The 25,376-nt window shown below is 70.5% G+C and carries 26 protein-coding genes; 16 read left to right on the top strand and 10 right to left on the bottom strand.

Features of this window, described 5'->3' with window-relative positions; all coding sequences use genetic code 11:
* Positions 1-12: 12 nt before the first annotated feature.
* Positions 13-753 (top strand): thioredoxin domain-containing protein, encoded by a 741-nt coding sequence (locus ACGFYV_RS12730; protein WP_393878371.1) that lies wholly within the window; start codon positions 13-15, stop codon positions 751-753.
* 109 nt (positions 754-862) lie between these two features.
* Here ACGFYV_RS12730 and pgl read toward each other — a convergent pair whose 3' ends face one another.
* From pgl to tkt, 5 genes are read right to left on the bottom strand one after another with little or no spacing between them, the layout of a single operon-like run.
* On the bottom strand, positions 863-1,645 hold the full coding sequence (gene pgl / locus ACGFYV_RS12725; RefSeq protein ID WP_393878370.1) for a 6-phosphogluconolactonase: 783 nt from the start codon (positions 1,643-1,645) through the stop codon (positions 863-865).
* Positions 1,642-2,709 (bottom strand): glucose-6-phosphate dehydrogenase assembly protein OpcA, encoded by a 1,068-nt coding sequence (opcA, locus tag ACGFYV_RS12720; protein WP_393878369.1) that lies wholly within the window; start codon positions 2,707-2,709, stop codon positions 1,642-1,644. Before opcA ends, pgl begins: the two co-directional genes overlap by 4 nt.
* The gene (gene zwf / locus ACGFYV_RS12715; RefSeq protein WP_393878368.1) at positions 2,706-4,244 is read right to left on the bottom strand and encodes a glucose-6-phosphate dehydrogenase; all 1,539 of its coding nucleotides are present in this window, start codon (positions 4,242-4,244) and stop codon (positions 2,706-2,708) included. The genes opcA and zwf overlap by 4 nt, the downstream gene beginning before the upstream one ends.
* 1 nt (position 4,245) lies before the next feature.
* Positions 4,246-5,364: a transaldolase gene (gene tal, locus ACGFYV_RS12710; protein ID WP_393878367.1), complete on the bottom strand. Its 1,119-nt coding sequence runs from the start codon at positions 5,362-5,364 to the stop codon at positions 4,246-4,248.
* A gap of 33 nt (positions 5,365-5,397) precedes the next feature.
* Positions 5,398-7,500 (bottom strand): transketolase, encoded by a 2,103-nt coding sequence (tkt, locus tag ACGFYV_RS12705; protein WP_393878366.1) that lies wholly within the window; start codon positions 7,498-7,500, stop codon positions 5,398-5,400.
* Positions 7,501-7,879: 379 nt separating this feature from the next.
* Between tkt and ACGFYV_RS12700 the strand changes: the two genes are divergently transcribed.
* The 4 genes from ACGFYV_RS12700 (at position 7,880) to ACGFYV_RS12685 (ending at position 11,549) form a co-directional block, all read left to right on the top strand.
* Complete coding sequence (locus tag ACGFYV_RS12700) at positions 7,880-8,869, top strand: heme o synthase (protein WP_393878437.1); 990 nt, start codon at positions 7,880-7,882, stop codon at positions 8,867-8,869.
* A gap of 135 nt (positions 8,870-9,004) precedes the next feature.
* Positions 9,005-9,325 carry a hypothetical protein gene (locus tag ACGFYV_RS12695; protein WP_393878365.1) on the top strand — a complete coding sequence of 107 codons (321 nt, stop codon included), beginning with the start codon at positions 9,005-9,007 and terminating at the stop codon, positions 9,323-9,325.
* Positions 9,326-9,638: 313 nt separating this feature from the next.
* The gene (locus ACGFYV_RS12690) at positions 9,639-10,745 is read left to right on the top strand and encodes an amidohydrolase family protein (RefSeq protein ID WP_393878364.1); all 1,107 of its coding nucleotides are present in this window, start codon (positions 9,639-9,641) and stop codon (positions 10,743-10,745) included.
* An 18-nt stretch (positions 10,746-10,763) separates the two neighbouring features.
* Positions 10,764-11,549 (top strand): nucleotidyltransferase, encoded by a 786-nt coding sequence (locus tag ACGFYV_RS12685; protein ID WP_393878363.1) that lies wholly within the window; start codon positions 10,764-10,766, stop codon positions 11,547-11,549.
* On the opposite strand, the gene ACGFYV_RS12680 is transcribed toward ACGFYV_RS12685, so the two are convergent.
* The 4 genes from ACGFYV_RS12680 to ACGFYV_RS12665 form a co-directional block, all read right to left on the bottom strand.
* The gene (locus tag ACGFYV_RS12680; RefSeq protein WP_393878362.1) at positions 11,504-12,523 is read right to left on the bottom strand and encodes a heme A synthase; all 1,020 of its coding nucleotides are present in this window, start codon (positions 12,521-12,523) and stop codon (positions 11,504-11,506) included. The genes ACGFYV_RS12685 and ACGFYV_RS12680 overlap by 46 nt on opposite strands.
* Positions 12,524-12,648: 125 nt before the next feature.
* Positions 12,649-13,365, bottom strand: a complete 717-nt coding sequence (locus ACGFYV_RS12675; RefSeq protein WP_393878436.1) for an ABC transporter permease — start codon at positions 13,363-13,365, stop codon at positions 12,649-12,651.
* Positions 13,366-13,418: 53 nt separating this feature from the next.
* The gene (locus ACGFYV_RS12670) at positions 13,419-14,342 is read right to left on the bottom strand and encodes an ABC transporter ATP-binding protein (RefSeq protein ID WP_393878361.1); all 924 of its coding nucleotides are present in this window, start codon (positions 14,340-14,342) and stop codon (positions 13,419-13,421) included.
* A 30-nt stretch (positions 14,343-14,372) separates the two neighbouring features.
* Positions 14,373-15,188, bottom strand: a complete 816-nt coding sequence (locus ACGFYV_RS12665; protein ID WP_393878360.1) for an aminoglycoside N(3)-acetyltransferase — start codon at positions 15,186-15,188, stop codon at positions 14,373-14,375.
* A gap of 250 nt (positions 15,189-15,438) precedes the next feature.
* Here ACGFYV_RS12665 and ACGFYV_RS12660 point away from each other — a divergent pair, with 250 nt between their 5' ends.
* The 11 genes from ACGFYV_RS12660 to dapD all read left to right on the top strand — a co-directional run bounded on the left by ACGFYV_RS12660 (position 15,439) and on the right by dapD (position 24,092).
* A complete protein-coding gene (locus ACGFYV_RS12660) occupies positions 15,439-16,197 on the top strand; it encodes a helix-turn-helix transcriptional regulator (protein WP_393878359.1) in 759 nt (252 codons plus the stop codon).
* Positions 16,194-17,615, top strand: a complete 1,422-nt coding sequence (gene sufB / locus ACGFYV_RS12655) for a Fe-S cluster assembly protein SufB (RefSeq protein WP_393878358.1) — start codon at positions 16,194-16,196, stop codon at positions 17,613-17,615. The genes ACGFYV_RS12660 and sufB overlap by 4 nt, the downstream gene beginning before the upstream one ends.
* A gap of 59 nt (positions 17,616-17,674) precedes the next feature.
* Entirely contained in the window at positions 17,675-18,859 is a 1,185-nt protein-coding gene (sufD, locus tag ACGFYV_RS12650) for a Fe-S cluster assembly protein SufD (protein WP_393878357.1), read from the top strand.
* A complete protein-coding gene (locus ACGFYV_RS12645; protein WP_393878356.1) occupies positions 18,856-19,185 on the top strand; it encodes a non-heme iron oxygenase ferredoxin subunit in 330 nt (109 codons plus the stop codon). Before sufD ends, ACGFYV_RS12645 begins: the two co-directional genes overlap by 4 nt.
* Before the next feature lie 7 nt (positions 19,186-19,192).
* The gene (gene sufC, locus ACGFYV_RS12640; RefSeq protein WP_393878355.1) at positions 19,193-19,957 is read left to right on the top strand and encodes a Fe-S cluster assembly ATPase SufC; all 765 of its coding nucleotides are present in this window, start codon (positions 19,193-19,195) and stop codon (positions 19,955-19,957) included.
* Entirely contained in the window at positions 19,954-21,210 is a 1,257-nt protein-coding gene (locus tag ACGFYV_RS12635) for a cysteine desulfurase (protein WP_393878354.1), read from the top strand. The genes sufC and ACGFYV_RS12635 overlap by 4 nt, the downstream gene beginning before the upstream one ends.
* Positions 21,211-21,226: 16 nt before the next feature.
* Positions 21,227-21,694, top strand: coding sequence for a Fe-S cluster assembly sulfur transfer protein SufU (sufU, locus tag ACGFYV_RS12630; protein ID WP_393878353.1), 468 nt, complete (start codon positions 21,227-21,229; stop codon positions 21,692-21,694).
* Positions 21,691-22,023, top strand: coding sequence for a metal-sulfur cluster assembly factor (locus ACGFYV_RS12625; protein WP_131569140.1), 333 nt, complete (start codon positions 21,691-21,693; stop codon positions 22,021-22,023). Before sufU ends, ACGFYV_RS12625 begins: the two co-directional genes overlap by 4 nt.
* Before the next feature lie 155 nt (positions 22,024-22,178).
* The gene (locus ACGFYV_RS12620; protein ID WP_393878352.1) at positions 22,179-22,499 is read left to right on the top strand and encodes a DMT family transporter; all 321 of its coding nucleotides are present in this window, start codon (positions 22,179-22,181) and stop codon (positions 22,497-22,499) included.
* Positions 22,499-23,032, top strand: coding sequence for a TetR/AcrR family transcriptional regulator (locus tag ACGFYV_RS12615; protein WP_393878351.1), 534 nt, complete (start codon positions 22,499-22,501; stop codon positions 23,030-23,032). Before ACGFYV_RS12620 ends, ACGFYV_RS12615 begins: the two co-directional genes overlap by 1 nt.
* Positions 23,033-23,105: 73 nt before the next feature.
* Positions 23,106-24,092 carry a 2,3,4,5-tetrahydropyridine-2,6-dicarboxylate N-succinyltransferase gene (gene dapD, locus ACGFYV_RS12610; RefSeq protein ID WP_393878350.1) on the top strand — a complete coding sequence of 329 codons (987 nt, stop codon included), beginning with the start codon at positions 23,106-23,108 and terminating at the stop codon, positions 24,090-24,092.
* A 199-nt stretch (positions 24,093-24,291) separates the two neighbouring features.
* Here dapD and dapA read toward each other — a convergent pair whose 3' ends face one another.
* Entirely contained in the window at positions 24,292-25,185 is an 894-nt protein-coding gene (gene dapA / locus ACGFYV_RS12605) for a 4-hydroxy-tetrahydrodipicolinate synthase (RefSeq protein ID WP_393878349.1), read from the bottom strand.
* Positions 25,186-25,376: the final 191 nt, after the last annotated feature.

The following is a 25,376-nucleotide window of genomic DNA, read 5'->3' as shown; positions in this document are numbered from 1 at the left end:
GAAAGGTGGAAGGTGCGCGGGATACGTGGGGGGATCGCCGTGTTGGCGACGGCGGTGATGCTGGCCGTGTCGCTCACAGGGTGCGGCGAACAGGGCCCGAAGAAGGACGAGAAGCCGGGGAAGGCTTCCTACAAGAGCCTCGGCGCGTTGCCGGAGCGGCTCGGCAACGACGGGACGACCGTCGTCGTCGGCGACATGGCCGCACCCGTCGCCGTCCGTCTGTACGAGGATCCCCGCTGTCCGGTCTGCAAGGTGTTCGAGACCAAGGGGGCCGGCCCGGTGCTGCGGGAGGCCACCCTGCAGCGGCAGACGAGGACCGAGTACACCCTGGGCTCCTTCCTCGACGACCGGCTCGGCGGAAGCGGCTCGAAGAGGGCCGTCAACGCGCTGCGGGCCGCGCTCGATGCCGGCAGGTTCGCCGAGTACCACGACGTGCTCTACACCCACCAGCCCGAGGAGTCGGTCGACGGATACACCACCGCCCGCCTGCTGGAACTGGCCGGTCAGGTCGAGGGACTGCGCTCACCCGCCTTCGACGCCGCCGTCAAGGGCATGAAGTACCGCGACTTCGTGACCGCCTCCCAGGACGCCATGGACCGGGAAAGGGTTCCGGGCACCCCGACCGCGGACGTCAACGGCGTGCGCCTCAGGGAGCGGATGGGGGACGCCCTGTTCGACGGGGCGGCGTTCAGCCTGCTGCTGGCCACGATCCAGGACGACCCGGAGGCCTGGCGGACCGGCGCCGACATGTGAGCGCCGCCACCTGAGCGCCGGCCACCTGAGCGCACTGCCGTGAACACGCGGACGCCGGGTCCCGTCCTGCGACGGAACCCGGCGTCGAGCGCTCAGGAAACGGACCGCGTCACGGCGACGCGGGCGGATACAGCGACCGCGGCAGGTCCGAGGCCGCGGCCGAGTCCAGCAGCCACAGGGTGCGCTGACGGCCGTACGCGCCCGCCGCCGGGGCCTGGATCTCGCCCGCACCGGACAGGGCGATCGCCGCGGCCTGCGCCTTGTCCTCGCCCGCCGCGAGGAGCCAGACCTCACGGGCCGAGCGGATCGCGGGCAGGGTGAGGGAGACACGGGTCGGCGGCGGCTTGGGGGCGCCGTGGACACCCACCACCGTGCGCTCGGTCTCCCGGACCGCGGGCAGCTCCGGGAACAGGGAGGCCACGTGGGTGTCCGGGCCGACACCCAGCAGCAGGACGTCGAAGGACGGCACGCTGCCGTGGTTCTCCGGCCCGGCCGCCTTCGCCAGCTCCGCCGCGTACGCCCCCGCGGCCCCGTCGACGTCCGCACCGTACGGGCCGTCGGACGCGGGCATCGGGTGCACGCGCGCCGGGTCCAGGGGTACGGAGTCCAGCAGGGCCTCGCGGGCCTGCGTGTCGTTGCGCTCCGGGTCGCCGTCGGGGAGGTAGCGCTCGTCGCCCCACCACAGGTCGAGACGGCCCCAGTCGATGGCGTCCCGGGCCGGGGACGCCGCCAGCGCGGCCAGCAGGCCGTTGCCGTTGCGGCCGCCCGTGAGGACCACGGACGCCCGGCCGCGGGAGGCCTGCGCGTCCACGATCTTCGTGATCAGGCGGGCCGCGGCGGCCTGCGCCATCAGTTCCTTGTCGCGGTGCACGACCAGCTGGGGAGTGCTCACTTCGCCGCCGCCTTCTTCGCCGGAGCCTTCTTCGCCGGGGCCTTCTTGGCGGCAGCCTTCTTCGCCGGCGCCTTCGCGGCCTCCGGCTTCGCGGCCTCCGCCACCGGTTCTGGTTCCGGTGCTGGTTCCGTTTCCGGCGCGGTGTTCAGCCGCTCCACGCCGTACCGCAGTGCCGAGGCGTAGGTGTCGTCCGGGTCGAGCCGGCGCAGTTCCTCCGCGATCAGCTCGGCGGTCTCCCGCCGCTTGAGCGCCACCGCGCGGGCCGGCTGGCCCTCGATGGACAGCGTGGCCAGCGAGCCGTCGGCCCGGTCGAGGACGATCGCGCCGCAGCTGGTGTCCATGCGGACGCCCGTGAGCCCCGGGCCCGGGGACAGGGAGCGGCGCACGGGCACGTCCAGCCGGTCCGCGAGCCACATGGCCAGCAGCTCGCAGCTCGGGTTGAACTCCTCGCCCTCCACCTCGACGGCCCGCACCTCGCAGGTCACCTGGTCCAGGGCCGCCGCCAGCATCGAGCGCCACGGCGTGATCCGGGTCCAGGACAGGTCGGTGTCGCCGGGCGTGTAGGCCGCGGCGCGGGCCGACAGCTCCCGCACCGGCTGCTCGGCGGTGTAGGAGTCGGTGACCCGGCGCTGGGCCAGCGCGCCCAGCGGGTCCTTCGCCGGGTCCAGCGGGGCGTTCACCGGCCACCACACCACCACCGGGGCGTCCGGCAGCAGCAGCGGCAGCACGACCGAGTCGGCCTGGTCGGCGACCTCGCCGTACAGCCGCAGGATCGCCGTCTCGCCGGTGCCCGCCTCCGCGCCCACCCGCACCTCGGCGTCCAGACGCGACGAGGTGCGGCTGCGCAGGGTGCGGGAGACGCGCTTGATGACCACGAGCGTGCGCGAGGGGTGCTCGCGCGACGCGTCGCCGGCGGCCTTCAGGGCGTCGTACGCGTTCTCCTCGTCGGTGACGATGACGAGGGTCAGGACCATGCCCACGGCCGGGGTGCCGATGGCCCGCCGGCCCTGCACGAGCGCCTTGTTGATCTCGCCGGCGGTGGTGTCGGTCAGGTCGATCTTCATGGCCGGCGCCAGCTCCGTCCGTCTCGTGCGAGCATCTCGTCCGCCTCGGCGGGGCCCCAGGTGCCCGACTTGTACTGCGCGGGCCTGCCGTGCTTGTCCCAGTACTCCTCGATCGGGTCGAGGATCTTCCAGGACAGCTCGACCTCCTCGGTGCGCGGGAAGAGGTTGGCGTCGCCGAGCAGCACGTCCAGGATGAGCCGCTCGTACGCCTCCGGACTGGACTCCGTGAAGGACTCGCCGTAGGCGAAGTCCATGGAGACGTCCCGGATCTCCATGGAGGTGCCCGGCACCTTGGAGCCGAAGCGGACCGTGATGCCCTCGTCCGGCTGGACGCGGATGACGATCGCGTTCTGGCCCAGCTCCTCCGTCGCCGTGTGGTCGAAGGGGGAGTGAGGGGCCCGCTGGAAGACGACCGCGATCTCCGTCACGCGCCGGCCCAGACGCTTGCCGGTGCGGAGGTAGAAGGGGACGCCCGCCCAGCGGCGGTTGTCGATGCCCACCTTGATCGCGGCGTAGGTGTCGGTCGTCGACTTCGGGTCGATGCCGTCCTCTTCGAGGTAGCCGATGACCTTCTCGCCGCCCTGCCACCCGGCCGCGTACTGCCCGTGGACCGTGCTGCGGCCCAGATCCTTCGGCAGCCGGACGGCGCCGAGGACCTTGGTCTTCTCCGCGGCCAGCGCGTCCGCGTCGAAGGAGGCCGGCTCCTCCATCGCGGTCAGCGCGAGGAGCTGGAGCAGGTGGTTCTGGATGACGTCACGGGCGGCGCCGATGCCGTCGTAGTAGCCGGCCCGGCCGCCGATGCCGATGTCCTCGGCCATGGTGATCTGCACATGGTCCACGAAGGACCTGTTCCAGATCGGCTCGAACATCGTGTTGGCGAAGCGCAGCGCCAGGATGTTCTGGACGGTCTCCTTGCCGAGGTAGTGGTCGATCCGGAACACCTGGTCCGGCTCGAACACCTCGTGCACGACCTTGTTCAGCTGCTCGGCCGACTTCAGGTCGTGGCCGAACGGCTTCTCGATGACCGCGCGGCGCCAGGAGCCGCCGGTCTGGTCGGCCAGGCCGTGCTTCTTCAGCTGCTGGATGACGACGGGGAAGGAGCGCGGCGGCACCGACAGGTAGAAGGCGAAGTTGCCGCCCGTGCCCTGGGCCTTGTCCAGCTCCTCGATGGTGGAGCGCAGCCGCTCGAACGCGTCGTCGTCGTCGAAGGTGCCCTGGACGAAGCGCATCCCCTGGATGAGCTGCTGCCAGACCTCCTCACGGAACGGCGTACGGGCGTGCGCCTTGACGGCGTCGTGGACCTCCTGCGCGAAGTCCTCGTTGGCCCATTCGCGGCGGGCGAAGCCCACCAGCGAGAATCCCGGCGGCAGCAGACCCCGGTTCGCGAGGTCGTACACCGCGGGCATCAGCTTCTTGCGCGACAGGTCGCCCGTGACGCCGAAGATCACCAGGCCCGACGGCCCCGCGATACGCGGGAGCCGTCGGTCGGCGGGGTCACGAAGCGGGTTGGCTCCGGAACCGGAGAGCGGTGACAAGTCAGTCCTCCGCGGGGACGAGACGCTTGAGTTCTGCCTCGGTCGACTTCAGCAGGTCGATCCACGACGCCTCGAACTTCTCGACGCCCTCGTCCTCCAGCACCTGGACCACGTCGTCGTACGAGATTCCGAGCTTCTCGACGGCGTCGAGGTCGGCGCGGGCCTGCGCGTAGCCGCCGGTGATGGTGTCGCCGGTGATCTCGCCGTGGTCCTCGGTGGCCTCCAGGGTGGCCTCCGGCATGGTGTTGACCGTGTTCGCCGCGACCAGCTCGGTGACGTACATGGTGTCCGGGTAGGCCGGGTCCTTGACGCCGGTCGACGCCCACAGCGGACGCTGCTTGTTGGCGCCCGCCTTCTCCAGCGCCTTCCAGCGGTCGGAGGAGAAGACCTCCTCGTAGGCCTGGTAGGCGAGGCGCGCGTTGGCGAGGGCGGCCTTGCCGCGCAGCGCCTTGGCCTCGTCGGTGCCGAGGGCGTCCAGACGCTTGTCGATCTCGGTGTCCACACGGGACACGAAGAAGGACGCGACGGAACGGATCAGCGACAGGTCGAGACCCTTCTCGCGCGCCTTCTCCAGACCGCTCAGGTACGCGTCCATGACCGCGCGGTAGCGCTCCAGCGAGAAGATCAGCGTGACGTTGACGCTGATGCCGAGGCCGATGACCTCGGCGATCGCCGGCAGACCCGCCCGGGTGGCCGGGATCTTGATCAGGGTGTTGGGACGGTCGACCAGCCAGGCCAGCTGCTTGGCCTCGGCGACGGTCGCCCGGGTGTTGTGGGCGAGACGCGGGTCGACCTCGATGGAGACCCGGCCGTCCTGGCCGCCGCTCGCGTCGAAGACCGGGCGCAGGATGTCGGCGGCGTCGCGGACGTCCGCCGTGGTGATCATGCGGATGGCCTCGTCCACGGTGACCTTGCGGGCGGCGAGGTCCGCGAGCTGCCGCTCGTACCCGTCACCACTGCTGATCGCCTTCTGGAAGATCGTCGGGTTGGTGGTGACGCCCACGACGTGCTGCTGGTCGATCAGTTCGGCGAGGTTGCCGGACGTGATCCGCTTGCGCGACAGGTCGTCCAGCCAGATCGCGACGCCCTCCTCGGAGAGGCGCTTGAGTGCGTCTGTCATGGAATTACATCTCCTACGTGTCGTGTATGAGCGTCAGCGCTGGGCGTCGGCGAGGGATTCCCGGGCCTTCGCGGCCACGTTCTCGGCGGTGAAGCCGAACTCGCGGAAGAGGACCTTGCCGTCGGCGGACGCGCCGAAGTGCTCCAGGGAGACGATCCGGCCGGCGTCCCCGACGTAGCGGTGCCACGTCAGGCCGATGCCCGCCTCCACGGCGACCCGGGCCCTGACGGACGGCGGCAGCACGGAGTCCCGGTACCCCTGGTCCTGCTGCTCGAACCACTCCACGGACGGCATGGACACCACCCGCGTCGGCACGCCCTCGGCCTGCAGCTGCTCGCGCGCCTCGACGGCCAGGTGCACCTCGGAACCGGTGCCGATCAGGATCACCTGCGGCTCCGCGTTCTGCCCGCCGGGCCCCTCGGCCTCGAACATGACGTAGCCGCCGCGCGCGGTGTCTTCGTTCGACTCGTACGTCGGCACGCCCTGGCGGGTCAGGACCAGGCCGTGCGGCTGGCCCTTGCCGAACTCCTTGGTCCAGCGCGCCAGGATCTCGCGCCAGACGATGGCGGTCTCGTTGGCGTCCGCCGGGCGGACGACGTTCAGACCGGGGATCGCGCGCAGCGCGGCCAGGTGCTCGACCGGCTGGTGGGTGGGGCCGTCCTCGCCGAGGCCGATGGAGTCGTGCGTCCACACGTACGTCACCGGCACGTGCATCAGGGCCGACAGACGCACCGCGTTGCGCATGTAGTCGGAGAACACCAGGAAGGTGCCGCCGTAGACGCGCGTGTTGCCGTGCAGTGTGATGCCGTTCATCTCCGCGGCCATCGAGAACTCGCGGATGCCGAAGTGGACGGTGCGGCCGTACGGGTCGGCCTCCGGCAGGGGGTTGTCCGCCGGCAGGAAGGAGCTGTTCTTGTCGATGGTGGTGTTGTTCGACCCGGCGAGGTCGGCGGAGCCGCCCCACAGCTCGGGGATGACCGGGCCGAGCGCCTGCAGCACCTTGCCGGAGGCGGCACGGGTCGCGAGGCCCTTGCCCGGCTCGAAGACCGGGATCTTCTCCTCCCAGCCCGTCGGCAGCTCTTCCTTGCCGATGCGGTCGAACTCGGCGGCGCGCTCCGGGTTGGTGTTCCGCCACTCCTGGAACGACTTCTCCCACTCGGCCTTGGCCTGGCGGCCACGCTCCAGCGCCTGGCGGGTGTGGGCGAGCACCTCGTCCTCGACGGCGAAGGACTTCGTGTCGTCGAAGCCGAGGACGCGCTTGGTCGCCGCGACCTCGTCGTCGCCGAGCGCCGAGCCGTGGGCGGCCTCGGTGTTCTGGGCGTTCGGGGCCGGCCAGGCGATGATCGAGCGCATCGCGATGAAGGACGGCCGGTCGGTGACCGCCTTGGCCCTCTCGATCGCCGCGTAGATCGCCTCGGGGTCCAGGTCGCCGGTGGACTTGGGCTCCACGCGCTGCACGTGCCAGCCGTAGGCCTCGTACCTCTTGACCGTGTCCTCGGAGACGGCCGTCTCGGTGTCGCCCTCGATCGAGATGTGGTTGTCGTCCCACAGCAGGATCAGGTTGCCGAGCTTCTGGTGACCGGCCATCGAGGACGCCTCGGAGGAGATGCCCTCCTGGAGGCAGCCGTCACCGGCGATGCAGTAGATGTAGTGGTCGAACGGGGACGAGCCCTGCGGGGCGTCCGGGTCGAACAGGCCGCGCTCGAAGCGGGAGGCCATCGCCATGCCCACCGAGTTGGCCACACCCTGGCCCAGCGGGCCTGTGGTGGTCTCGACGCCCTTGGTGTGGCCGTACTCCGGGTGACCCGGGGTCTTCGAGCCCCAGGTACGGAAGGACTCCAGGTCCTCCAGCTCCAGGCCGAAGCCGGCCAGGTAGAGCTGCGTGTAGAGAGTCAGGGACGAGTGTCCGGCGGACAGGACGAACCGGTCACGGCCCACCCACTGCGGGTCGGCGGGGTCGTGCCGCATCACCTTCTGGAAGAGGGTGTAGGCGGCCGGGGCCAGGCTCATCGCCGTACCGGGATGGCCGTTGCCGACCTTCTGTACGGCGTCGGCGGCCAGGACACGAGCGGTGTCCACGGCCCGCTGGTCGAGCTCGGTCCAGTCAAGGTCTGTGGTGGTCGGCTTGGTGCTCACCCTGGTTCAGGGCTCCTCTCCACAAGTCGGTCGCCGGTCGTCGGGGCAAAGCCGCCCTCCCGGCCGCCGGTGCACTTCTGCCCACCGGCCGGGTTGAGCCTACCCCCGTGAGGACGCGTGTTTTTTCGAGTCATTCCAGACTGCCGGGCATCCGTGCGATCCGCCTCCCGACTGGCCGACATCGCATTCGGCACATGAATACGGAGCCGCTCATCTGACCGCTCAATCGAGCCCTCTGTCCTCTCTTATGCGCCCTGCGCCAACACGACCCCACCCCCGCGAAGGCCGGGGTATGGGCAACGTCTAAAGTGGCGTGGTACGCGCGAGCCTTTACCGGGACATTCACACGGTGAGGCTCGCTGGGATGTCTCTGTCAGGGGTGTGCGTGACGGCCGTCGAATCCCGTCCAGCGGATGGGGGCACCACCCATGCCGTCCAGGTCATGGGAGAGCTCGGTGGTGCGAGCCGGGGTCCGGGCGACCGGTCGTTCGGAGCCCGTGTCAAGGCGTTCGTGGCGCTGACCAAGCCGCGGATCATCGAGCTGCTGCTCATCACCACCGTTCCGGTGATGTTCCTGGCCCAGCAGGGCGTGCCCGACCTCGGGCTGGTCCTGCTCACCTGTATCGGCGGCTATCTGTCCGCGGGCGGCGCCAACGCGCTGAACATGTACATCGACCGGGACATCGACGCCCTGATGGACCGCACCTCGCAGCGTCCGCTGGTGACCGGCATGGTCAGCCCGCGCGAGTGCCTGGCCTTCGGTATCACGCTGGCCGTCGTCTCGACGCTGCTGTTCGGATTCACCGTCAACTGGCTGAGTGCCTGGCTGTCACTCGGAGCGCTCCTTTTCTACGTCGTCGTCTACACGATGATCCTCAAGCGGCGTACCTCGCAGAACATCGTGTGGGGCGGTATCGCCGGCTGCCTTCCGGTGCTGATCGGCTGGTCCTCCGTCACGGACTCGATGTCGTGGGCGCCCGTCATTCTCTTCCTCGTCATGTTCTTCTGGACGCCGCCGCACTACTGGCCGCTGTCCATGAAGGTCAAGGAGGACTACGCGCGCGTGGGCGTGCCGATGCTGCCGGTCGTCGCCTCCAACAAGGTGGTCGCCCGGCAGATCGTCATCTACAGCTGGGTGATGGTGGCCGTCTCCCTGCTGCTCACCCCGCTCGGCTACACCGGCTGGTTCTACACGGTGGTCGCGCTCGCGGCCGGCGGCTTCTGGCTGTGGGAGGCGCACGGGCTGCAGAACCGGGCGAAGGCCGAGGTGACCGGGGCCAAGCTCAAGGAGATGCGGCTGTTCCACTGGTCGATCACCTATGTGTCGATCCTCTTCGTCGCGGTCGCGGTGGATCCCTTCCTGCGATAGCCTCCGGCGCTTTCGACGCGAGGGGTGCGGGAGCGGTACAGGAGCGGTAACGGGAGTGGCGCGGGAGGGGTGCGTGGTCAAGGCCACGCACCCCTCCCGTCGCCGTTTGATCTACCGCTGAGTAGCATCCTGGCCATGGCAGACACGCAGCAGGTTGACCCCAAGGCCGAGCGCAAGGCGGCGAAGCTCGCCCACCAGATCAGCACGTTCGCGGCGTCGCACGGCGGCGCCGAGGGCCAGGTGGCCTACATCGGCGAGCGCGGCGCCCGTATCGCCCTGGTCGGCGAGGACGGCGAGTGGGGCAACCTGGTGGCCCCCACCCTCGAGATCGCCGAGCGGGCGGTGGAGAAGGCCGGCATCACCGTGCACGAGTCCTTCGACGGCGAGTTCGCGGCGAAGGTGAAGACGGGGCCGTACGAGTGGAAGCGGATGGCTGGGATCCAGATCGGCGGCTAGCTCTCGGGCGGTGCCGGTGGTACGCCGACTGCCGGTTCGCCGAGTGCCGGTAGGTTCGGTTCGCCGACCGCCGGTTCGTCGAGTCCCGGTTCGTTCGGTTCGCTGACCGCCGGTACGTTCGGTTCACCGACCGCCGGTTCGCTCGGTCCGCTGACCGCCGGTTCGTCGTTGCCGGTCGCGTCCCGCGGCGGAGCCGCATGTTCCGCACGGCTCCGCGCCCCTTCGGGGCGACTGCCGCCACCGGAACGCGGTTTCACCCGTTAGGACGGGTAACAGCGCGGCGTCGCGCAGCGTCCATTGCGGGGGAGCCCCGGTGATCGAAACGTCGTCCCTCGTGGACCAGTACTGCCACGGAGTGCTGCGCACGGAGCTGGGCCTCGGAACGTTCGAGGCCCAGCTCGCCCGCACCGAGGGGCCGCCCGCACCCGGCACCACCCTCTTCGACACCCAGACCGGCTTCGCCGTGCGGCGCTGGTGCCCGCCCCTGCTCGGCCTGGAACCGCACTGCGCGCCCGCCCGCTATCTGGCCCGGCGCCGCGAACTGGGCGTCCTGGAGGCGGGCCGCCGACTGCTGCGGGGCAGCGGCATCACCACCTACCTCGTCGACACCGGCCTGCCCGGCGACCTCACCGGACCCGCCGAGATGGCCTGCGCCGCGGACGCCGAGGCGCGCGAGATCGTCCGCCTGGAACTCCTCGCCGAACAGGTCGCGGACACCTCGGGCACCGTCGAGTCCTTCCTCGCCAACCTCGCCGAATCCGTGCACGGGGCCGCCGGGGAGGCCGTCGCCTTCACCTCGGTGGCCGGGCTCAGGAACGGACTCGCCCTCGCGCCCGAGCCCCCGGGACCCGGCGAGGTGCGGGGCGCGGCCGGCCGCTGGCTGTCCGGCCGGCCGGTCGGCGGCGCACTCTGCGACCCGGTCCTGCTCCAGCACCTGCTGTGGATCGCGGTCGCCTCCGGGCTGCCCCTCCAACTGCACGCCGGACTCGGTGAAGCGGGCTCCCGCATCGACCGTACGGACCCGGTGCTGCTCACCGACTTCGTGCGGGCCACCGCGGGCCTCGGCACGGACCTGATCCTGCTGCACGGCTACCCGTACCACCGTCATGCCGCCCACCTGGCCGGTGTCTTCCCGCACGTGTACGCGGACTCGGGGGCGGCCCTCGTGCGCACCGGCGCCCGCGCGGCCACCGTGCTCGCGGAGATCCTGGAGCTGGCCCCGTTCGGCAAGATCCTCTTCTCCAGCGGCGCCCACGGCCTGCCCGAGCTGCACGTCGTCGGCGCCCAGCTGTTCCGTGAGGCCCTGGGCCGGGTGCTGGGCACCTGGGTCGCGGACGGCGCCTGGTCCCTGGGGGACGCGCAGCGGGTGGCCCGGATGGTCGCGGCGGACAACGCGCGCCGGGTGTACGGGCTGACGTGAGCCGTCCAGACTGAGCCGATGGCGACCGACGCGCTCATCGACCGCTTCCTGCACGGCCTCGCGCCGTTACGACCGCTCGCCCTGTGGGCCCACGGCTCCCTGGCCGGCGGGGACTACCAGGAGGGCCGCAGCGACCTGGACCTGATCGCGGTGCTGCCCGGCCCCGTCGGGCTCGCGGCCGTACGGCAGACGGTGACGCTGCACCGCCGGCTGCGCACCGAACCGCTCGCCGCCGCACTGCACTGCAGCTACGTCACCCGGGCCACGCTCGCCGACCCGGACCGTTCGCACCTCACCTGGGCGCACGGACACGTCATGCGCCGCCCGGTCACCCCCGTCACCCGGTGCGAGCTGCACCGGTTCGGGCGGGTGCTGCACGGTGAGGCGCCGGGCGCCCTGCTCCCACCGGTGCCGGCGCACGAGCTGAACGAGTTCGTCGTACGCGACCAGCGGGACTACTGGCGGCCGGCGGTCGGCAAGGCGCGGCTGTGGCGGCAGGACGTCTGGGTCGACCTGGGGCTGCTGACCTTCGCCCGCGCCACCTTCACCCTGCGCGAGGGACGGCTGATCTCCAAGCGGGAGGCCCTGGACGAACTGCCCCGGCTCGGTGCCCCCGCGGAAGTCGTCGAGGACATACGGCGCAGGCGGTACGGCCGTACCGCACCGTCGGCCGACCACCGGGCCGATCGCCAGGCCGACCACCGGACCGATCGCCAGGCCGATCGCCGACTCGTCCGGCGTGCCGAGGTGACCCGGTCCTACCTGGGACCGGCGATCGACGAACTCGTGGCGGCGTACGCCTGATCCGGCAGGCGTGCCTCCAGCGCCGGGCGTTCCCGCAGGGACAGCAGGACGCGCAACACGCCGATCCACACCAGGCACGAGCCGAACATGTGCAGGCCGACCAGGGCCTCGGGCAGGTGCGTGAAGTACTGGACGTAGCCGATGACGCCCTGGCCGAGCAGGATCAGGAAGAGGTCGCGGGTGCGGTCGAGCGGGCCCTTGGGGGCGTCGACCGCCTTCAGCACGAACCAGAGCGCGAACGTCAGCGTCACCACGATCCAGGCGAGCACCGCGTGCAGCTTGGAGACCGTCTCCCAGTTGATGTTGATCCGGTCCACCTCGCTGGAGTCGCCCGCGTGCGGGCCCGCGCCGGTCACCACCGTGCCGACCGCGATGAGCAGCACGGACGCGGTCACCAGGAACCACACCAGCTGCCGCACGGCCTTGCCGACCAGCGGCCGGGGCGCCCCGTCACCCTCCCGGGTGCGCTCCCACGTCACCGTGGCGACGGCGATCAGCGCCGAGGACAGCAGGAAGTGGGCGGCGACCGTGTACGGGTTCAGGCCGACCAGGACGACGATGCCGCCGAGCACCGCGTTGCCCATGACCACCCAGAACTGCGCCCAGCCCAGCCGGGTCAGGCCGCGCCGCCACGGCTTCTCGGCGCGCGCGGCGACGATGGCCCAGCCGACGGCCGCGCACAGCACGTACGTCAGCATGCGGTTGCCGAACTCGATGGCGCCGTGGAAGCCCATCGCGCTGGTGGTGGTCAGCGAGTCGTCGGTGCAGGTGGGCCAGGTCGGGCAGCCGAGGCCCGAGCCGGTCAGCCGGACGGCGCCGCCGGTGACCACGATGACCACGGCCATGACGAGTGCGGCGAGGGCCGCCCGCTGGACCGTCCGGGGATGCGGGGTCCAGTGGGCTGCGATGAGGGCGAGCGGGTTGCGCAGGGCCGCTACGGCGTCGGCGCGGGTCAGCTTTGGCACGTGCACCATCGTAGGGCGCCGCTTGTGCATCTGTTCACGAGGGTCCCGCTCCGTCCCCCGAAGGAGGTCGACCGAGCCGCCTGGTCCGAGCCGAGCGCCTGGTCCGAGCCGAACCTCCGTTCCCGGCCGGGCCCCTACTCCCAGCGGAAGAACCTGCCCGCCGCGGCCAGCCCCACGACCGCCCATCCGGCGAGGATCCCCAGGTCGCCCCACGGCATCCCGGCCCCGTGCTGGAGCACGTCCCGCAGGCCGTCCGACAGCGCGGAGATGGGCAGCAGACCGAGGACGTCCTGCGCGGCCGGCGGGAACTTGTCGAGCGGCACGATCACCCCGCCGCCGACGAGCAGCAGCAGGAAGACCAGGTTGGCGGCGGCCAGCGTGGCCTCGGCCTTCAGCGTGCCCGCCATCAGCAGCCCGAGCCCGGAGAAGGCGGCGGTGCCGAGGACGAGCAGCAGCAGGACCGAGAGCGGGTCGCCGTGCGGGGACCAGCCCAGTGCGAAGGCGATCACCGTCAGCAGGATCACCTGGAGGACCTCGGTGATCAGCACGGACACCGTCTTGGCGGTCATGAGGCCCCAGCGGGGCAGCGGGGAGGAGGCGAGCCGCTTCAGCACGCCGTAGCGGCGCTCGAAGCCGGTCGCGATGGCCTGCCCGGTGAACGCCGTCGACATCACGGCGAGCGCCAGGATGCCGGGGGCGAGGAAGTCGACCGCCTCGCCCTTGCCGGTGTCCACGATGTCCACGGAGCTGAAGAGCACCAGCAGCAGCGTCGGGATCACGACGGTCAGCAGCAACTGCTCGCCGTTGCGCAGCAGCATCCTCGTCTCCAGCGCCGCCTGCGCCCCGATCATGCGCACGAGCGGGGCGGCGCCCGGCCTGGGGGCGTAGGTACCCGTCACGGTGGTCACGAGCGCAGCTCCTTGCCGGTGAGTTCGAGAAAGACGTCTTCGAGAGTGTGCCGCTCCACCGAGATGCGGTCCGGCATCACTCCGTGCTGGGCGCACCAGGAGGCCACGGTGGCGAGCAACTGGGGGTCGACCTTGCCGACGACCCGGTAGCTGCCCGGGGTCAGCTCGGCGGCCGTGCTGTCGGCCGGGAGCGCCTTGAGCAGGGAGCTGACGTCGAGGCCGGGGCGGCCGGTGAAGCGCAGGGTGTTCTCGGCGCCGCCCTTGCACAGTTCCTCGGGGGAGCCGTGGGCGATGACCCGGCCGCCGTCGATGATCGCGACGTCGTCGGCGAGTTGCTCGGCCTCGTCCATGGAGTGAGTGGTGAGGATCACGGAGACGCCGTCGGCGCGCAGGTCCCCGACCAGGTCCCAGGTGGCCCGGCGGGCCTGCGGGTCGAGGCCGGCGGTCGGTTCGTCCAGGAACACCAGCTCCGGGCGTCCGACGACGGCCATGGCGAGCGCGAGCCGCTGCTGCTGGCCGCCGGACAGCCGCCGGTAGCCGGTACGGCCGCAGGAGCCGAGCCCGAGGCGCTCGATGAGCGCGTCCACGTCCAGCGGGTGCGCGTGGAGCCTGGCGACGTGGCGGAGCATCTCGTCCGCGCGGGCGCCGGAGTAGACGCCGCCGGACTGGAGCATCACGCCCACGCGGGGGCGCAGCTCGGCGGACTGCCGTACCGGATCGAGGCCCAGGACGCGCACCGTGCCGGAATCCGGCTTCCGGTACCCCTCGCAGGTCTCGATCGTGGTCGTCTTCCCGGCCCCGTTGGGGCCGAGTACGGCGGTGACTCCCGCCTGGGCCACCAGGTCGAGGCCGTCCACCGCGGTCTTCGTGCCGTACCGCTTCACCAGGGCCTGGACCTGGACGACAGGCTCACTTCGCATGGCCCCGAGTCTAGGTACGCCGAACGGGGCTCAGGCGCGGGGGTGCGGGAACTCGTCCTCACGGGGACGGTGCACGGGCAGCCAGCGCTCCGCGTAGGCCACCGCGTCCGCCAGCGGGAACAGGCGTGCGGTGGCCGCGCCGACCTCTCCGCGCACGACCGGCCGGTCCCGTTCGAAGTCGTGGCCCAGCTCGTCGAAGCGGTCGGAGGTGATCGACACCTCGGTCACCCGCTCCCAGCCGCCGCCCGGCGCGGGCCGGCCGACCTGAACGTGCGGGGAGGGGATGCGGTACTCGGCGAGGTGGAAGCCGGTGCAGGCGTCGTAGCCCGCGCCGAGCAGCAGGACACGGGCGCCGAGCTTCTCCAGCCGCGCCAGCGGGCTGCGCTCGCCGAGCCGGCAGTCGAGGGCGTGACCCCCGGTGATCTCCGCGGCGCGCGGGCCGAGCGCCGCGAAGGAGGTCTGCGGGTGCGCGCTGCGCAGGGCGCCCGGCCAGGTCCGCACGGTCTCGGGGATCACGCCGACTCCGCGGGTGGGGGTGAGCAGGGGGTCGTAGGCGGGCATCGTGGCCCGGATCCGGTCCCACCACTCCTCGGGCACCGGGGGGTTCCCCCACACGGCGGGGTCGGACAGGTCGCCGGACTGGGCGGGGACGACGAGGGTGCCGTCGGGGCCGAGGGCGTCGAGGAGGGCCTGGACGACGGCGACGGCGCCTCCGTTGACCCAGCCCAGGGCGCTGAGGGAGGAGTGCGCCAGGAGGATCTCGCCGCTCTCGACGCCCAGCGCGCGCAGCTGTGCGCCGGCACTGTCGCGGGTGACGAGAGGGCCGCGCGGAGGCGATGTCGGCATGGGGCGGAGTCTTCCCGACGGGGCGTGCCCGGTGCCACCGATTTGCCTGGTGAGGGGGCAGGCTCGGCCGGCGAAGGGGTGCCGGCTCGGCTGGTGGGGGGAGGTCGGCTCGGCCGGTGAGGGGGGCCGGAATGATCGATCAGAAGATCGTTTCCGCAGGTCGGATTAGGTATGCCTAAGTGATGCAGGGCACCGGCGTTGATCCGGATGGCGCTTGTCAGGCCCGGAGGAATTACGCAACAATGGCGTTGTGAAAAACGTCGACGAGGCTCGGGAGACCCCCATGGGGACCCCCCAGGAAGAGCTCGCGGCTGGGATGCGCTCGGATCGCTCGACGCGCAACCGGGTCGTGCGGTCCATCCTGGACCACGGCCCGTCGACCGTCGCCGAACTGGCCGGCCGGCTGGGGCTGACCCAGGCCGCCGTACGACGGCATCTGGACGCCCTGGCTGCCGACGAGGTCGTGGAGGCCCGTGAGCAGCGCGTCTACGGCACGCGCACGCGAGGCCGCCCCGCCAAGGTGTTCGCCCTGACCGACTGCGGCCGGGACGCCTTCGACCAGTCCTACGACAAGCTCGCCGCGGACGCCATGCGCTGGATCGCCGACCACGAGGGCGGACCCGACGCGGTCGCCGCCTTCGCCCGCGCCCGGATCGCCGCCCAGGCGGGTGTGTACCGCGAGGCGATCGAGAACGTCGCCCCGGACGAGCGCACCGAAGCCCTGGCCAGGGCCCTGAGCGCCGACGGGTACGCTGCTACGGCGCGCAGCGCACCGGTCGGCGAACAGCTGTGCCAGCACCACTGCCCGGTCGCCCATGTCGCGGAGCAGTTCCCCCAGCTGTGCGAGGCGGAGACGGAGATCTTCGCCGAGCTGCTCGGAACCCACGTCCAGCGACTGGCGACCATCGCCCACGGCGACGGCGTCTGCACGACGTTCATCCCCAAGAATTCGAAGACCGATCAGAGCGACCACGCTTCTGCCAGCACGGCCGGGAGGAACCCCGCATGACTCTCCCCACGGAGACTGCCCACCCCGAACTCGAGGGCCTGGGCAAGTACGAATACGGTTGGGCCGACTCCGACGAGGCCGGCGCCTCTGCGAAGCGCGGTCTGAACGAGGACGTGGTCCGGGACATCTCGGCGAAGAAGTCCGAGCCGGAGTGGATGACCAAGCTCCGCCTCAAGGGCCTGCGCCTGTTCGAGAAGAAGCCCATGCCGAACTGGGGCTCGGACCTGTCGGGCATCGACTTCGACAACATCAAGTACTTCGTGCGCTCCACGGAGAAGCAGGCGGAGTCCTGGGAGGACCTGCCCGAGGACATCAAGAACACGTACGACAAGCTCGGCATCCCGGAGGCGGAGAAGCAGCGCCTCGTCGCCGGTGTCGCCGCCCAGTACGAGTCCGAGGTCGTCTACCACCAGATCCGTGAGGACCTGGAGGAGCAGGGCGTCATCTTCCTCGACACCGACACCGCGCTGAAGGAGCACCCGGAGCTCTTCAAGGAGTACTTCGGCACCGTCATCCCCGTCGGTGACAACAAGTTCGCCTCCCTGAACAGCGCCGTGTGGTCGGGCGGCTCCTTCATCTACGTGCCGAAGGGCGTGCACGTCGAGATCCCGCTCCAGGCCTACTTCCGTATCAACACGGAGAACATGGGCCAGTTCGAGCGGACCCTGATCATCGTCGACGAGGGTGCCTACGTGCACTACGTCGAGGGCTGCACCGCGCCGATCTACAAGTCGGACTCGCTGCACAGCGCCGTGGTCGAGATCATCGTCAAGAAGAACGCCCGCTGCCGCTACACGACCATCCAGAACTGGTCGAACAACGTCTACAACCTGGTCACCAAGCGCGCCGTGGCGTACGAGGGCGCGACCATGGAGTGGATCGACGGCAACATCGGCTCCAAGGTGACGATGAAGTACCCCGCCGTCTACCTGATGGGCGAGCACGCCAAGGGCGAGACGCTCTCCATCGCCTTCGCGGGCGAGGGCCAGCACCAGGACGCCGGTTCCAAGATGGTCCACATGGCGCCGAACACGTCGTCCAACATCGTCTCCAAGTCGGTGGCGCGCGGCGGCGGCCGTACCTCGTACCGCGGCCTGGTCGAGATCGGTGAGGGCGCGGCCGGATCGAAGTCCAACGTGCTCTGCGACGCGCTGCTGGTCGACACGATCTCCCGCTCCGACACGTACCCCTACGTGGACGTCCGCGAGGACGACGTGTCCATGGGCCACGAGGCGACCGTCTCCAAGGTCTCCGAGGACCAGCTCTTCTACCTGATGAGCCGTGGTCTGACCGAGTTCGAGGCGATGGCCATGATCGTGCGCGGCTTCGTCGAGCCCATCGCCAAGGAACTGCCGATGGAGTACGCCCTCGAGCTCAACCGGCTGATCGAGCTGCAGATGGAAGGCGCGGTGGGCTGACCCCGCCCCCGCCGGCAGCACGCAGATTTCTGACGTAGGAAGAGAGCACAACGACAGCCATGGCTGAGGCTCAGAATATCCCCGCGGGCTCGACCACCGCGGGCCAGATCGCGGTGGCCGCCGAGTCGACCGTCGCCACGCGCATGAGCGCGCCCCCGTCCTTCGACGTCGCGGACTTCCCCGTCCCGCACGGCCGCGAGGAGGAGTGGCGGTTCACGCCGCTGGAGCGCCTGCGCGGGCTGCACGACGGCACCGCCGTCGCGAACGGCGGCGGCGTGAAGGTCACCGTCGAGGCCCCCGAGGGCGTCGTCGTCGAGACCGTCGGCCGCGACGACGCGCGCATCGGCAGGGCGGGCACCCCGGTGGACCGCGTGGCCGCCCAGGCGTACTCGGCGTTCGAGCAGGCCGGCGTGGTCACCGTCCCCAAGGAGACGGTGCTGGCCGAGCCCATCCGTATCGCCGTGCACGGCGAGGGCGGGGTCGCCTTCGGCCACCAGGTGATCGAGCTGGGCGCGTTCGCCGAGGCGGTCGTCATCATCGACCACACCGGTGACGCGGTGCTCGCCACCAACGTCGACTACGTCCTCGGTGACGGCGCCAAGCTGACCGTCGTCTCCGTCCAGGACTGGGACGACAAGGCCGTGCACGTGGCCCAGCACAACGCGCTGATCGGCCGCGACGCGAGCTTCAAGTCCGTGGTCGTCACCTTCGGCGGCGACGTCGTCCGGCTGCACCCGCGCGTCACCTACGCGGGCACCGGCGGCGAGGCCGCGCTGTTCGGCGTGTACTTCACCGACGCCGGGCAGCACCAGGAGCACCGTCTGCTGGTCACCCACAACGCCCCGCACTGCAAGTCCAACGTCGTCTACAAGGGCGCGCTCCAGGGCGACGAGGCGCACGCGGTCTGGATCGGCGACGTCCTCATCGAGGCCTCGGCCGAGGGCACGGACACCTACGAGATGAACCGCAACCTGGTCCTCACGGACGGCGCGCGCGTCGACTCGGTGCCGAACCTGGAGATCGAGACCGGCGAGATCGTCGGCGCCGGACACGCCTCCGCCACCGGCCGCTTCGACGACGAGCAGCTCTTCTACCTGATGGCCCGCGGCATCCCGCAGCTCGAGGCCCGCCGCCTCGTCGTCCGCGGCTTCTTCGCCGAACTGGTCCAGCAGATCGGTGTCGCGGACATCGAGGAGCGCCTGCTCGCCAAGATCGAGGAGGAGCTGGAGGCTTCGGTCGCATGACCTTCGTACGCGCCTGCGAGCTGAGCGAGCTGGAGGAGGACACCCCGAAGCGGGTGGAACTCGACGGCACGCCGGTCTCGGTCGTGCAGACCGAGGGCGAGGTGTTCGCGATCTACGACATCTGCTCCCACGCGAACGTCTCCCTCTCCGAGGGCGAGGTGGAGGACTGCCAGATCGAGTGCTGGCTGCACGGCTCCGCCTTCGACCTTCGCACCGGCAAGCCGTCCGGCCTCCCGGCCACGCGCCCCGTCCCCGTATACCCCGTAAAGATCGAAGGGGGCAGCGTCCTTGTCGACGTACACGCCTCCCTCACCCAGGAGTCCTGAGGCACCCATGGCAACGCTTGAAATCCGAGACCTGCACGTCACCGTCGAGGCCGACAACGCCACGAAGGAGATCCTCAAGGGCGTCGACCTCACCGTGAAGCAGGGCGAGACGCACGCCATCATGGGCCCCAACGGCTCCGGCAAGTCGACCCTCGCCTACTCCCTCGCGGGTCACCCGAAGTACACGATCACCGGCGGCACCGTCACCCTCGACGGTGAGGACGTCCTCGAGATGTCCGTCGACGAGCGTGCCCGCGCGGGCCTGTTCCTCGCGATGCAGTACCCGGTCGAGGTCCCCGGCGTCTCGGTCTCCAACTTCCTGCGCACCTCCGCCACCGCCGTCCGCGGCGAGGCCCCCAAGCTGCGCACCTGGGTGAAGGAGGTCAAGGAGGCCATGGAGCGCCTCAACATGGACCCGGCCTTCGCCGAGCGCAACGTCAACGAGGGCTTCTCCGGCGGTGAGAAGAAGCGCCACGAGATCCTCCAGCTCGAACTGCTCAAGCCGCAGATCGCGATCCTCGACGAGACCGACTCCGGTCTGGACGTCGACGCGCTGCGCATCGTCTCCGAGGGCGTCAACCGCGTCCGCGGGACCGGCGAGGTCGGCACCCTGCTGATCACGCACTACACGCGCATCCTGCGCTACATCAAGCCCGACCACGTCCACGTGTTCGCCGGCGGCCGCATCGTCGAGTCCGGCGGCCCCGAGCTCGCGGACAAGCTGGAGAACGAGGGCTACGAGGCATACGTGAAGGGTGGCGCATCCGCGTGACACAGCTGCCGGGCCTCCTCGACACCGAGGCGATCCGCAAGGACTTCCCCGTCCTGGACCGCCTGGTCCACGACGACAAGAAGCTCGTGTACCTGGACAACGCGGCGACGTCGCAGAAGCCGCGCCAGGTGCTGGACGCACTCAGTGAGTACTACGAGCGCTACAACGCCAACGTCCACCGCGGTGTGCATGTGCTCGCCGAGGAGGCCACGGCGCTGTACGAGGGCGCGCGCGACAAGGTCGCCGCGTTCGTCAACGCGCCCAGCCGCGACGAGGTGATCTTCACCAAGAACGCCTCCGAGTCGCTGAACCTCGTGGCGAACATGCTCGGCTGGGCCGACGAGCCCTACCGGGTGGACCACGAGACCGAGATCGTCATCACGGAGATGGAGCACCACTCCAACATCGTCCCGTGGCAGCTGCTCGCGCAGCGCACGGGCGCGAAGCTGAAGTGGTTCGGCCTCACCGACGACGGCCGCCTCGACCTGTCCAACCTCGACGAGGTCATCACCGAGAAGACGAAGATCGTCTCCTTCGTGCTGGTGTCCAACATCCTGGGCACGGTCAACCCGGTCGAGGCGATCGTGCGCCGCGCCCAGGAGGTCGGCGCCCTCGTCTGCATCGACGCCTCCCAGGCCGCCCCCCACATGCCGCTGGACGTGCAGGCCCTGCAGGCCGACTTCGTGGCCTTCACCGGCCACAAGATGTGCGGCCCGACCGGCATCGGCGTGCTGTGGGGCCGCCAGGAACTGCTGGAGGACCTGCCTCCGTTCCTCGGCGGCGGCGAGATGATCGAGACGGTGTCGATGCACTCCTCGACGTACGCCCCGGCGCCGCACAAGTTCGAGGCGGGCACCCCGCCGATCGCCCAGGCGGTCGGTCTCGGTGCCGCGATCGACTACCTGAACTCGATCGGCATGGACAGGATCCTCGCCCACGAGCACGCGCTCACCGAGTACGCGGTGAAGCGGCTGCGGGAGGTCCCCGACCTGAAGATCATCGGCCCGACCACGGCCGAGGACCGGGGCGCGGCGATCTCCTTCACGCTCGGCGACATCCACCCGCACGACGTGGGCCAGGTCCTCGACGAGCAGGGCATCGCGGTGCGTGTCGGCCACCACTGCGCGCGTCCCGTGTGCCTGCGGTACGGAATTCCCGCGACCACGCGAGCGTCGTTCTATCTGTACTCCACGCCGGCCGAGATCGATGCTCTGATCGACGGCCTGGAGCACGTACGGAACTTCTTCGGCTGAGGGGCGTGCTGACAAGGTGAAGCTGGACTCCATGTACCAGGAAGTCATCCTGGACCACTACAAGCACCCGCACGGGCGTGGTCTCAGGGATGGCGACGCCGAGGTGCACCATGTGAACCCGACGTGTGGCGACGAGATCACCCTCCGCGTGAAGTACGACGGCACGACCATCGAGGACGTCTCGTACGAGGGCCAGGGCTGCTCGATCAGCCAGGCGTCCGCCTCCGTGCTGAACGAACTGCTGGTCGGCAAGGACGTGACCGACGCGCAGAAGATCCAGGAGACCTTCCTGGAGCTGATGCAGTCCAAGGGCAGGATCGAGCCCGACGACGCGATGGAGGAGGTCCTGGAGGACGCGGTCGCGTTCGCCGGTGTCTCCAAGTACCCCGCGCGGGTGAAGTGCGCCCTCCTGAGCTGGATGGCGTGGAAGGACGCGACGGCCCAGGCACTGGGTGGCGCCGACGCCGAAAGGAAGACCGCATGAGCGACACCGTGGAGATGAAGCCGGCCTCGGAGGAGGAACTCCGCGAGGCCCTGATGGACGTGGTCGACCCCGAGCTGGGCATCGACGTCGTCAACCTCGGGCTGATCTACGGCATCCACGTCGACGACGCGAACATCGCCACCGTGGACATGACCCTGACCTCCGCGGCCTGCCCGCTGACGGACGTCATCGAGGACCAGGCCAAGTCCGCGACCGACGGCCTCGTCAGCGAGCTGCGCATCAACTGGGTGTGGATGCCGCCGTGGGGCCCCGACAAGATCACCGATGACGGCCGGGAGCAGCTGCGGGCGCTCGGCTTCAACGTCTGAGGCCCTTCTCCGAGGCTCTTCGCACATGACAGAGGCGGCGGCACCCCCCCGAGGGGGCCGCCGCCTCTGTCATGTCTGCGGTGTCTGCGAGGCCTGCGGTGTCTGCGAGGGTGCCCTTCTACCCGTCACGATCGCCGTTATGTACGCTCGTACGCATGGGATACGTCACGCTCGCCGGCGCCATAGCCGCCGAGGTCGCCGCGACGACGGCGATGAAGTACAGCCACGGCCTCAGCAGGCTCTGGCCCTCGCTGCTCACGGCGTTCGGCTACGTCGTCTCCTTCCTCCTGCTCTCCCAGACCCTGAAGAGCCTGTCGATCGGCACGGCCTACGCGATCTGGTCCGGGGTCGGCACCGCGGCGATCGCCGTGCTCGGCCTGATGCTGTTCGGCGAGGGCCTGACGGTCACCAAGGTGGCGGGGATCCTGCTCATCGTCGCGGGAGTGGTCGTGCTGAACCTGGGCGGCGCGCACTGATGACCCGACGTCACGACCCTGAGCGGCGGCAGCGGATCATCGACGCGGCGATCCGGGTCGTCGGCGAGAAGGGCATCGCCGGGCTGACCCACCGCACCGTCGCCGCTGCCGCGGACGTGCCGCTCGGCTCCACGACGTACCACTTCGCCACCCTCGACGAACTGCTCGTCGCCGCACTGCGCCAGAGCAACGAACGCTTCGCGAACACGCTCGCCGAGCGCCTCCCCGAGGACGGCCGGGGCGACCTCGCCGCGGACCTGGCCCAGGTGATGGGGGAGTGGCTCGGCGGCGACCGCACTGGCGTGGAGCTGGAGTACGAGCTGTACCTGGCGGCGCTGCGGCGCCCCGCGCTGCGCCCCGTCGCCGCCGAGTGGACCGAGGACGCGGGCGCGTGCCTGGCCCGGCACACGGACCCGCTCACCGCGCGCGCCCTGCTCGCCGCGATGGACGGCATCTTTCTCCAGGTGCTGCTGACCGGCGGTTCGTACGACGAGGAGTACACCCGCACCGTGCTCGCTCGGCTGATCCGCTGAACCCGCGCCCGGCACCTGAGACGCCGCCCGCACCGGTTAGGCCCGGCGACCTTCCCCACGTTAGGTTTCTGGCATGACCGACACTGCTTCCCGTACCACCGGCGCCGTCGCCGCCGGCCTCGCCACCCTCGCCTCCGACGGCACCGTCCTCGACACCTGGTTCCCGGCCCCCGAGCTGGTCGCCGAGCCCGGCCCGGCCGGCACCGAGCGGCTGACCGCCGAGCGCGCCGCGGAACTGCTCGGTGAAGGCGCCACCAAGGCGATCGGCCCGGACGCCCGCCGGGGCGTCGAGGTGGTCGCGGTCCGCACGGTCATCGCCTCGCTGGACGAGAAGCCCATCGACGCGCACGACACCTACCTGCGCCTGCACCTGCTCTCCCACCGTCTGGTCAAGCCGCACGGCCAGAGCCTGGAGGGCATCTTCGGGCACCTCGCCAACGTCGCCTGGACCTCGCTCGGCCCGGTCGCCGTGGACGACATCGAGAAGGTGCGGCTCAACGCCCGCGCCGAGGGCCTGCACCTCCAGGTCACCTCGATCGACAAGTTCCCGCGCATGACGGACTACGTCGCCCCCAAGGGCGTCCGCATCGCCGACGCCGACCGCGTCCGCCTCGGCGCCCACCTCGCCGCGGGCACCACGGTCATGCACGAGGGCTTCGTCAACTTCAACGCCGGCACGCTCGGCACCTCGATGGTCGAGGGCCGCATCTCCGCGGGCGTCGTCGTCGGCGACGGCTCGGACATCGGCGGCGGCGCCTCCACCATGGGCACGCTGTCCGGCGGCGGCAACGTGATCATCTCCATCGGCGAGCGCTGCCTGATCGGCGCCGAGGCGGGTGTCGGCATCGCCCTCGGCGACGAGTGCGTGGTCGAGGCCGGCCTGTACGTCACCGCGGGCACCCGCATCACCATGCCCGACGGCCAGATCGTCAAGGCCCGTGAACTGAACGGCGCCTCCAACATCCTCTTCCGCCGCAACTCGGTCACCGGCGCGGTGGAGGCCCGCCCGAACAACGCGGTGTGGGGCGGCCTGAACGACATCCTGCACAGCCACAACTGAGCGTGGGCGGCTGTGTCGTGGCCTGTGGCAGTGGCGTGCGGCGGTGCCATGGCCTGTGGCTGCCTCTTCGATCGCGGCCCTTGAACTGCCGGTGAGCCGTCGGTAGTTGTCGATGCCGGTCACCGACGAGCGCCCTCCTACGTCCTGAGGACGAGGAGGGCGCTTGTGCGTGGGTACCGGACCGCCGCCTGGCCATCGATCAGGCTGCGGTGAGTTCCTCGTAGCGTGCCAGCAGTTCGTCGGTCGTCTCTCGGTCGGCGGGTAGCAGTGGTGCGCGTACCGGGCCTGCGGGTAGGCCGAGTTGGTTCAGGACCGCCTTGGCGGTGACCGTGCCGGGGAGGCCCGCGGCCATCATCGCTTCGATCAACGGCGTGGCGGCCAGCTGGAGTTCGGCCGCGCGTGCCGTCTCGCCGGCGTCGAACGCGTCCAGGATCGCGGCGAAGTGGGCCGGTACGGCGTTCGCGACCGTGCTGACGCAGCCCGCCGCGCCGACCGCGTACAGTGCGAGGACGTGCTCGTCGCAGCCCGCGTAGTACGCCAACTCCGTGTGCGCGAGCACCTTCTGGGTGCCGAGGAAGTCGTACGAGCAGTCCTTGACGGCGACGATCCGGGGGTGTTCGGCGAGGCGGATCATCGTCTCCGGCTCGATCCGGGTGCCGGTGCGGCCGGGGATGTCGTAGAGCATCACCGGCAGGCCGCTCGCGTCGGCGATCTGACGGAAGTGCGCCTCCAGCGCTTCCTGTGGGGGCCTGCTGTAGTACGGCGACACCACCAGCACGCCGTCGGCGCCGGCCTTCTCGGCCGCGAGGGCCAACTCGACGGTGTGCCGGGTGTCGGCGGTGCCGACGCCCGCGACCAGCTGGACCTGGTCGCCCACCGCGTCCCGTACGGCCGCGATCAGCTCCCCCTTCTCGGCGTCCGTGGTGGTCGGGGACTCGCCCGTGGTGCCGTTCAGGACCAGGCCGTCGCAGCCCTCCGTCACCAGCCGGGCGGCCAGCCGCCGCGCCCCCTCCCGGTCGAGCGCACCCGCCTCTGTGAAGGGCGTGATCATCGCGCAGAGCGTCCGGCCGAAGGGGGTGCGTCGCTTCGTCATAGGGGTAGTCTCGGCACGGCGAAGGTGAAGCTCTACTTAATTCTTCTACGAGGTATTGATAAGTATTGCTGATGTGGTGTGGGGGTGGCCGGACGCCCTGTGTCCAACGTTGCCCCTTATGGGTCGCTATGGGTCGCTATGGTCATCGTCATCGACCGACGTCGGCCATGGAGGCACCATGAAGCTCGGCA

This window comes from Streptomyces sp. NPDC048297, assembly GCF_043201585.1.
Lineage (GTDB): Bacteria > Actinomycetota > Actinomycetes > Streptomycetales > Streptomycetaceae > Streptomyces.
Note: the sequence above shows the minus strand (reverse complement) of the source record. Positions and strands in the feature narration are given on the sequence as shown.

Bases quoted from the DNA above. Each gene is read 5' to 3' on its own strand.
- opcA (WP_393878369.1), bottom strand. From the start codon at position 2,709: ATGAAGATCGACCTGACCGACACCACCGCCGGCGAGATCAACAAGGCG.
- tal (WP_393878367.1), bottom strand. From the start codon at position 5,364: ATGACAGACGCACTCAAGCGCCTCTCCGAGGAGGGCGTCGCGATCTGG.
- ACGFYV_RS12695 (WP_393878365.1), top strand. From the start codon at position 9,005: ATGGCAGACACGCAGCAGGTTGACCCCAAGGCCGAGCGCAAGGCGGCG.
- ACGFYV_RS12685 (WP_393878363.1), top strand. From the start codon at position 10,764: ATGGCGACCGACGCGCTCATCGACCGCTTCCTGCACGGCCTCGCGCCG.
- ACGFYV_RS12680 (WP_393878362.1), bottom strand. From the start codon at position 12,523: ATGGTGCACGTGCCAAAGCTGACCCGCGCCGACGCCGTAGCGGCCCTG.
- ACGFYV_RS12675 (WP_393878436.1), bottom strand. From the start codon at position 13,365: ATGATCGGGGCGCAGGCGGCGCTGGAGACGAGGATGCTGCTGCGCAAC.
- ACGFYV_RS12670 (WP_393878361.1), bottom strand. From the start codon at position 14,342: ATGCGAAGTGAGCCTGTCGTCCAGGTCCAGGCCCTGGTGAAGCGGTAC.
- ACGFYV_RS12665 (WP_393878360.1), bottom strand. From the start codon at position 15,188: ATGCCGACATCGCCTCCGCGCGGCCCTCTCGTCACCCGCGACAGTGCC.
- sufB (WP_393878358.1), top strand. From the start codon at position 16,194: ATGACTCTCCCCACGGAGACTGCCCACCCCGAACTCGAGGGCCTGGGC.
- sufD (WP_393878357.1), top strand. From the start codon at position 17,675: ATGGCTGAGGCTCAGAATATCCCCGCGGGCTCGACCACCGCGGGCCAG.
- ACGFYV_RS12645 (WP_393878356.1), top strand. From the start codon at position 18,856: ATGACCTTCGTACGCGCCTGCGAGCTGAGCGAGCTGGAGGAGGACACC.
- sufC (WP_393878355.1), top strand. From the start codon at position 19,193: ATGGCAACGCTTGAAATCCGAGACCTGCACGTCACCGTCGAGGCCGAC.
- ACGFYV_RS12625 (WP_131569140.1), top strand. From the start codon at position 21,691: ATGAGCGACACCGTGGAGATGAAGCCGGCCTCGGAGGAGGAACTCCGC.
- ACGFYV_RS12620 (WP_393878352.1), top strand. From the start codon at position 22,179: ATGGGATACGTCACGCTCGCCGGCGCCATAGCCGCCGAGGTCGCCGCG.
- ACGFYV_RS12615 (WP_393878351.1), top strand. From the start codon at position 22,499: ATGACCCGACGTCACGACCCTGAGCGGCGGCAGCGGATCATCGACGCG.
- dapD (WP_393878350.1), top strand. From the start codon at position 23,106: ATGACCGACACTGCTTCCCGTACCACCGGCGCCGTCGCCGCCGGCCTC.
- dapA (WP_393878349.1), bottom strand. From the start codon at position 25,185: ATGACGAAGCGACGCACCCCCTTCGGCCGGACGCTCTGCGCGATGATC.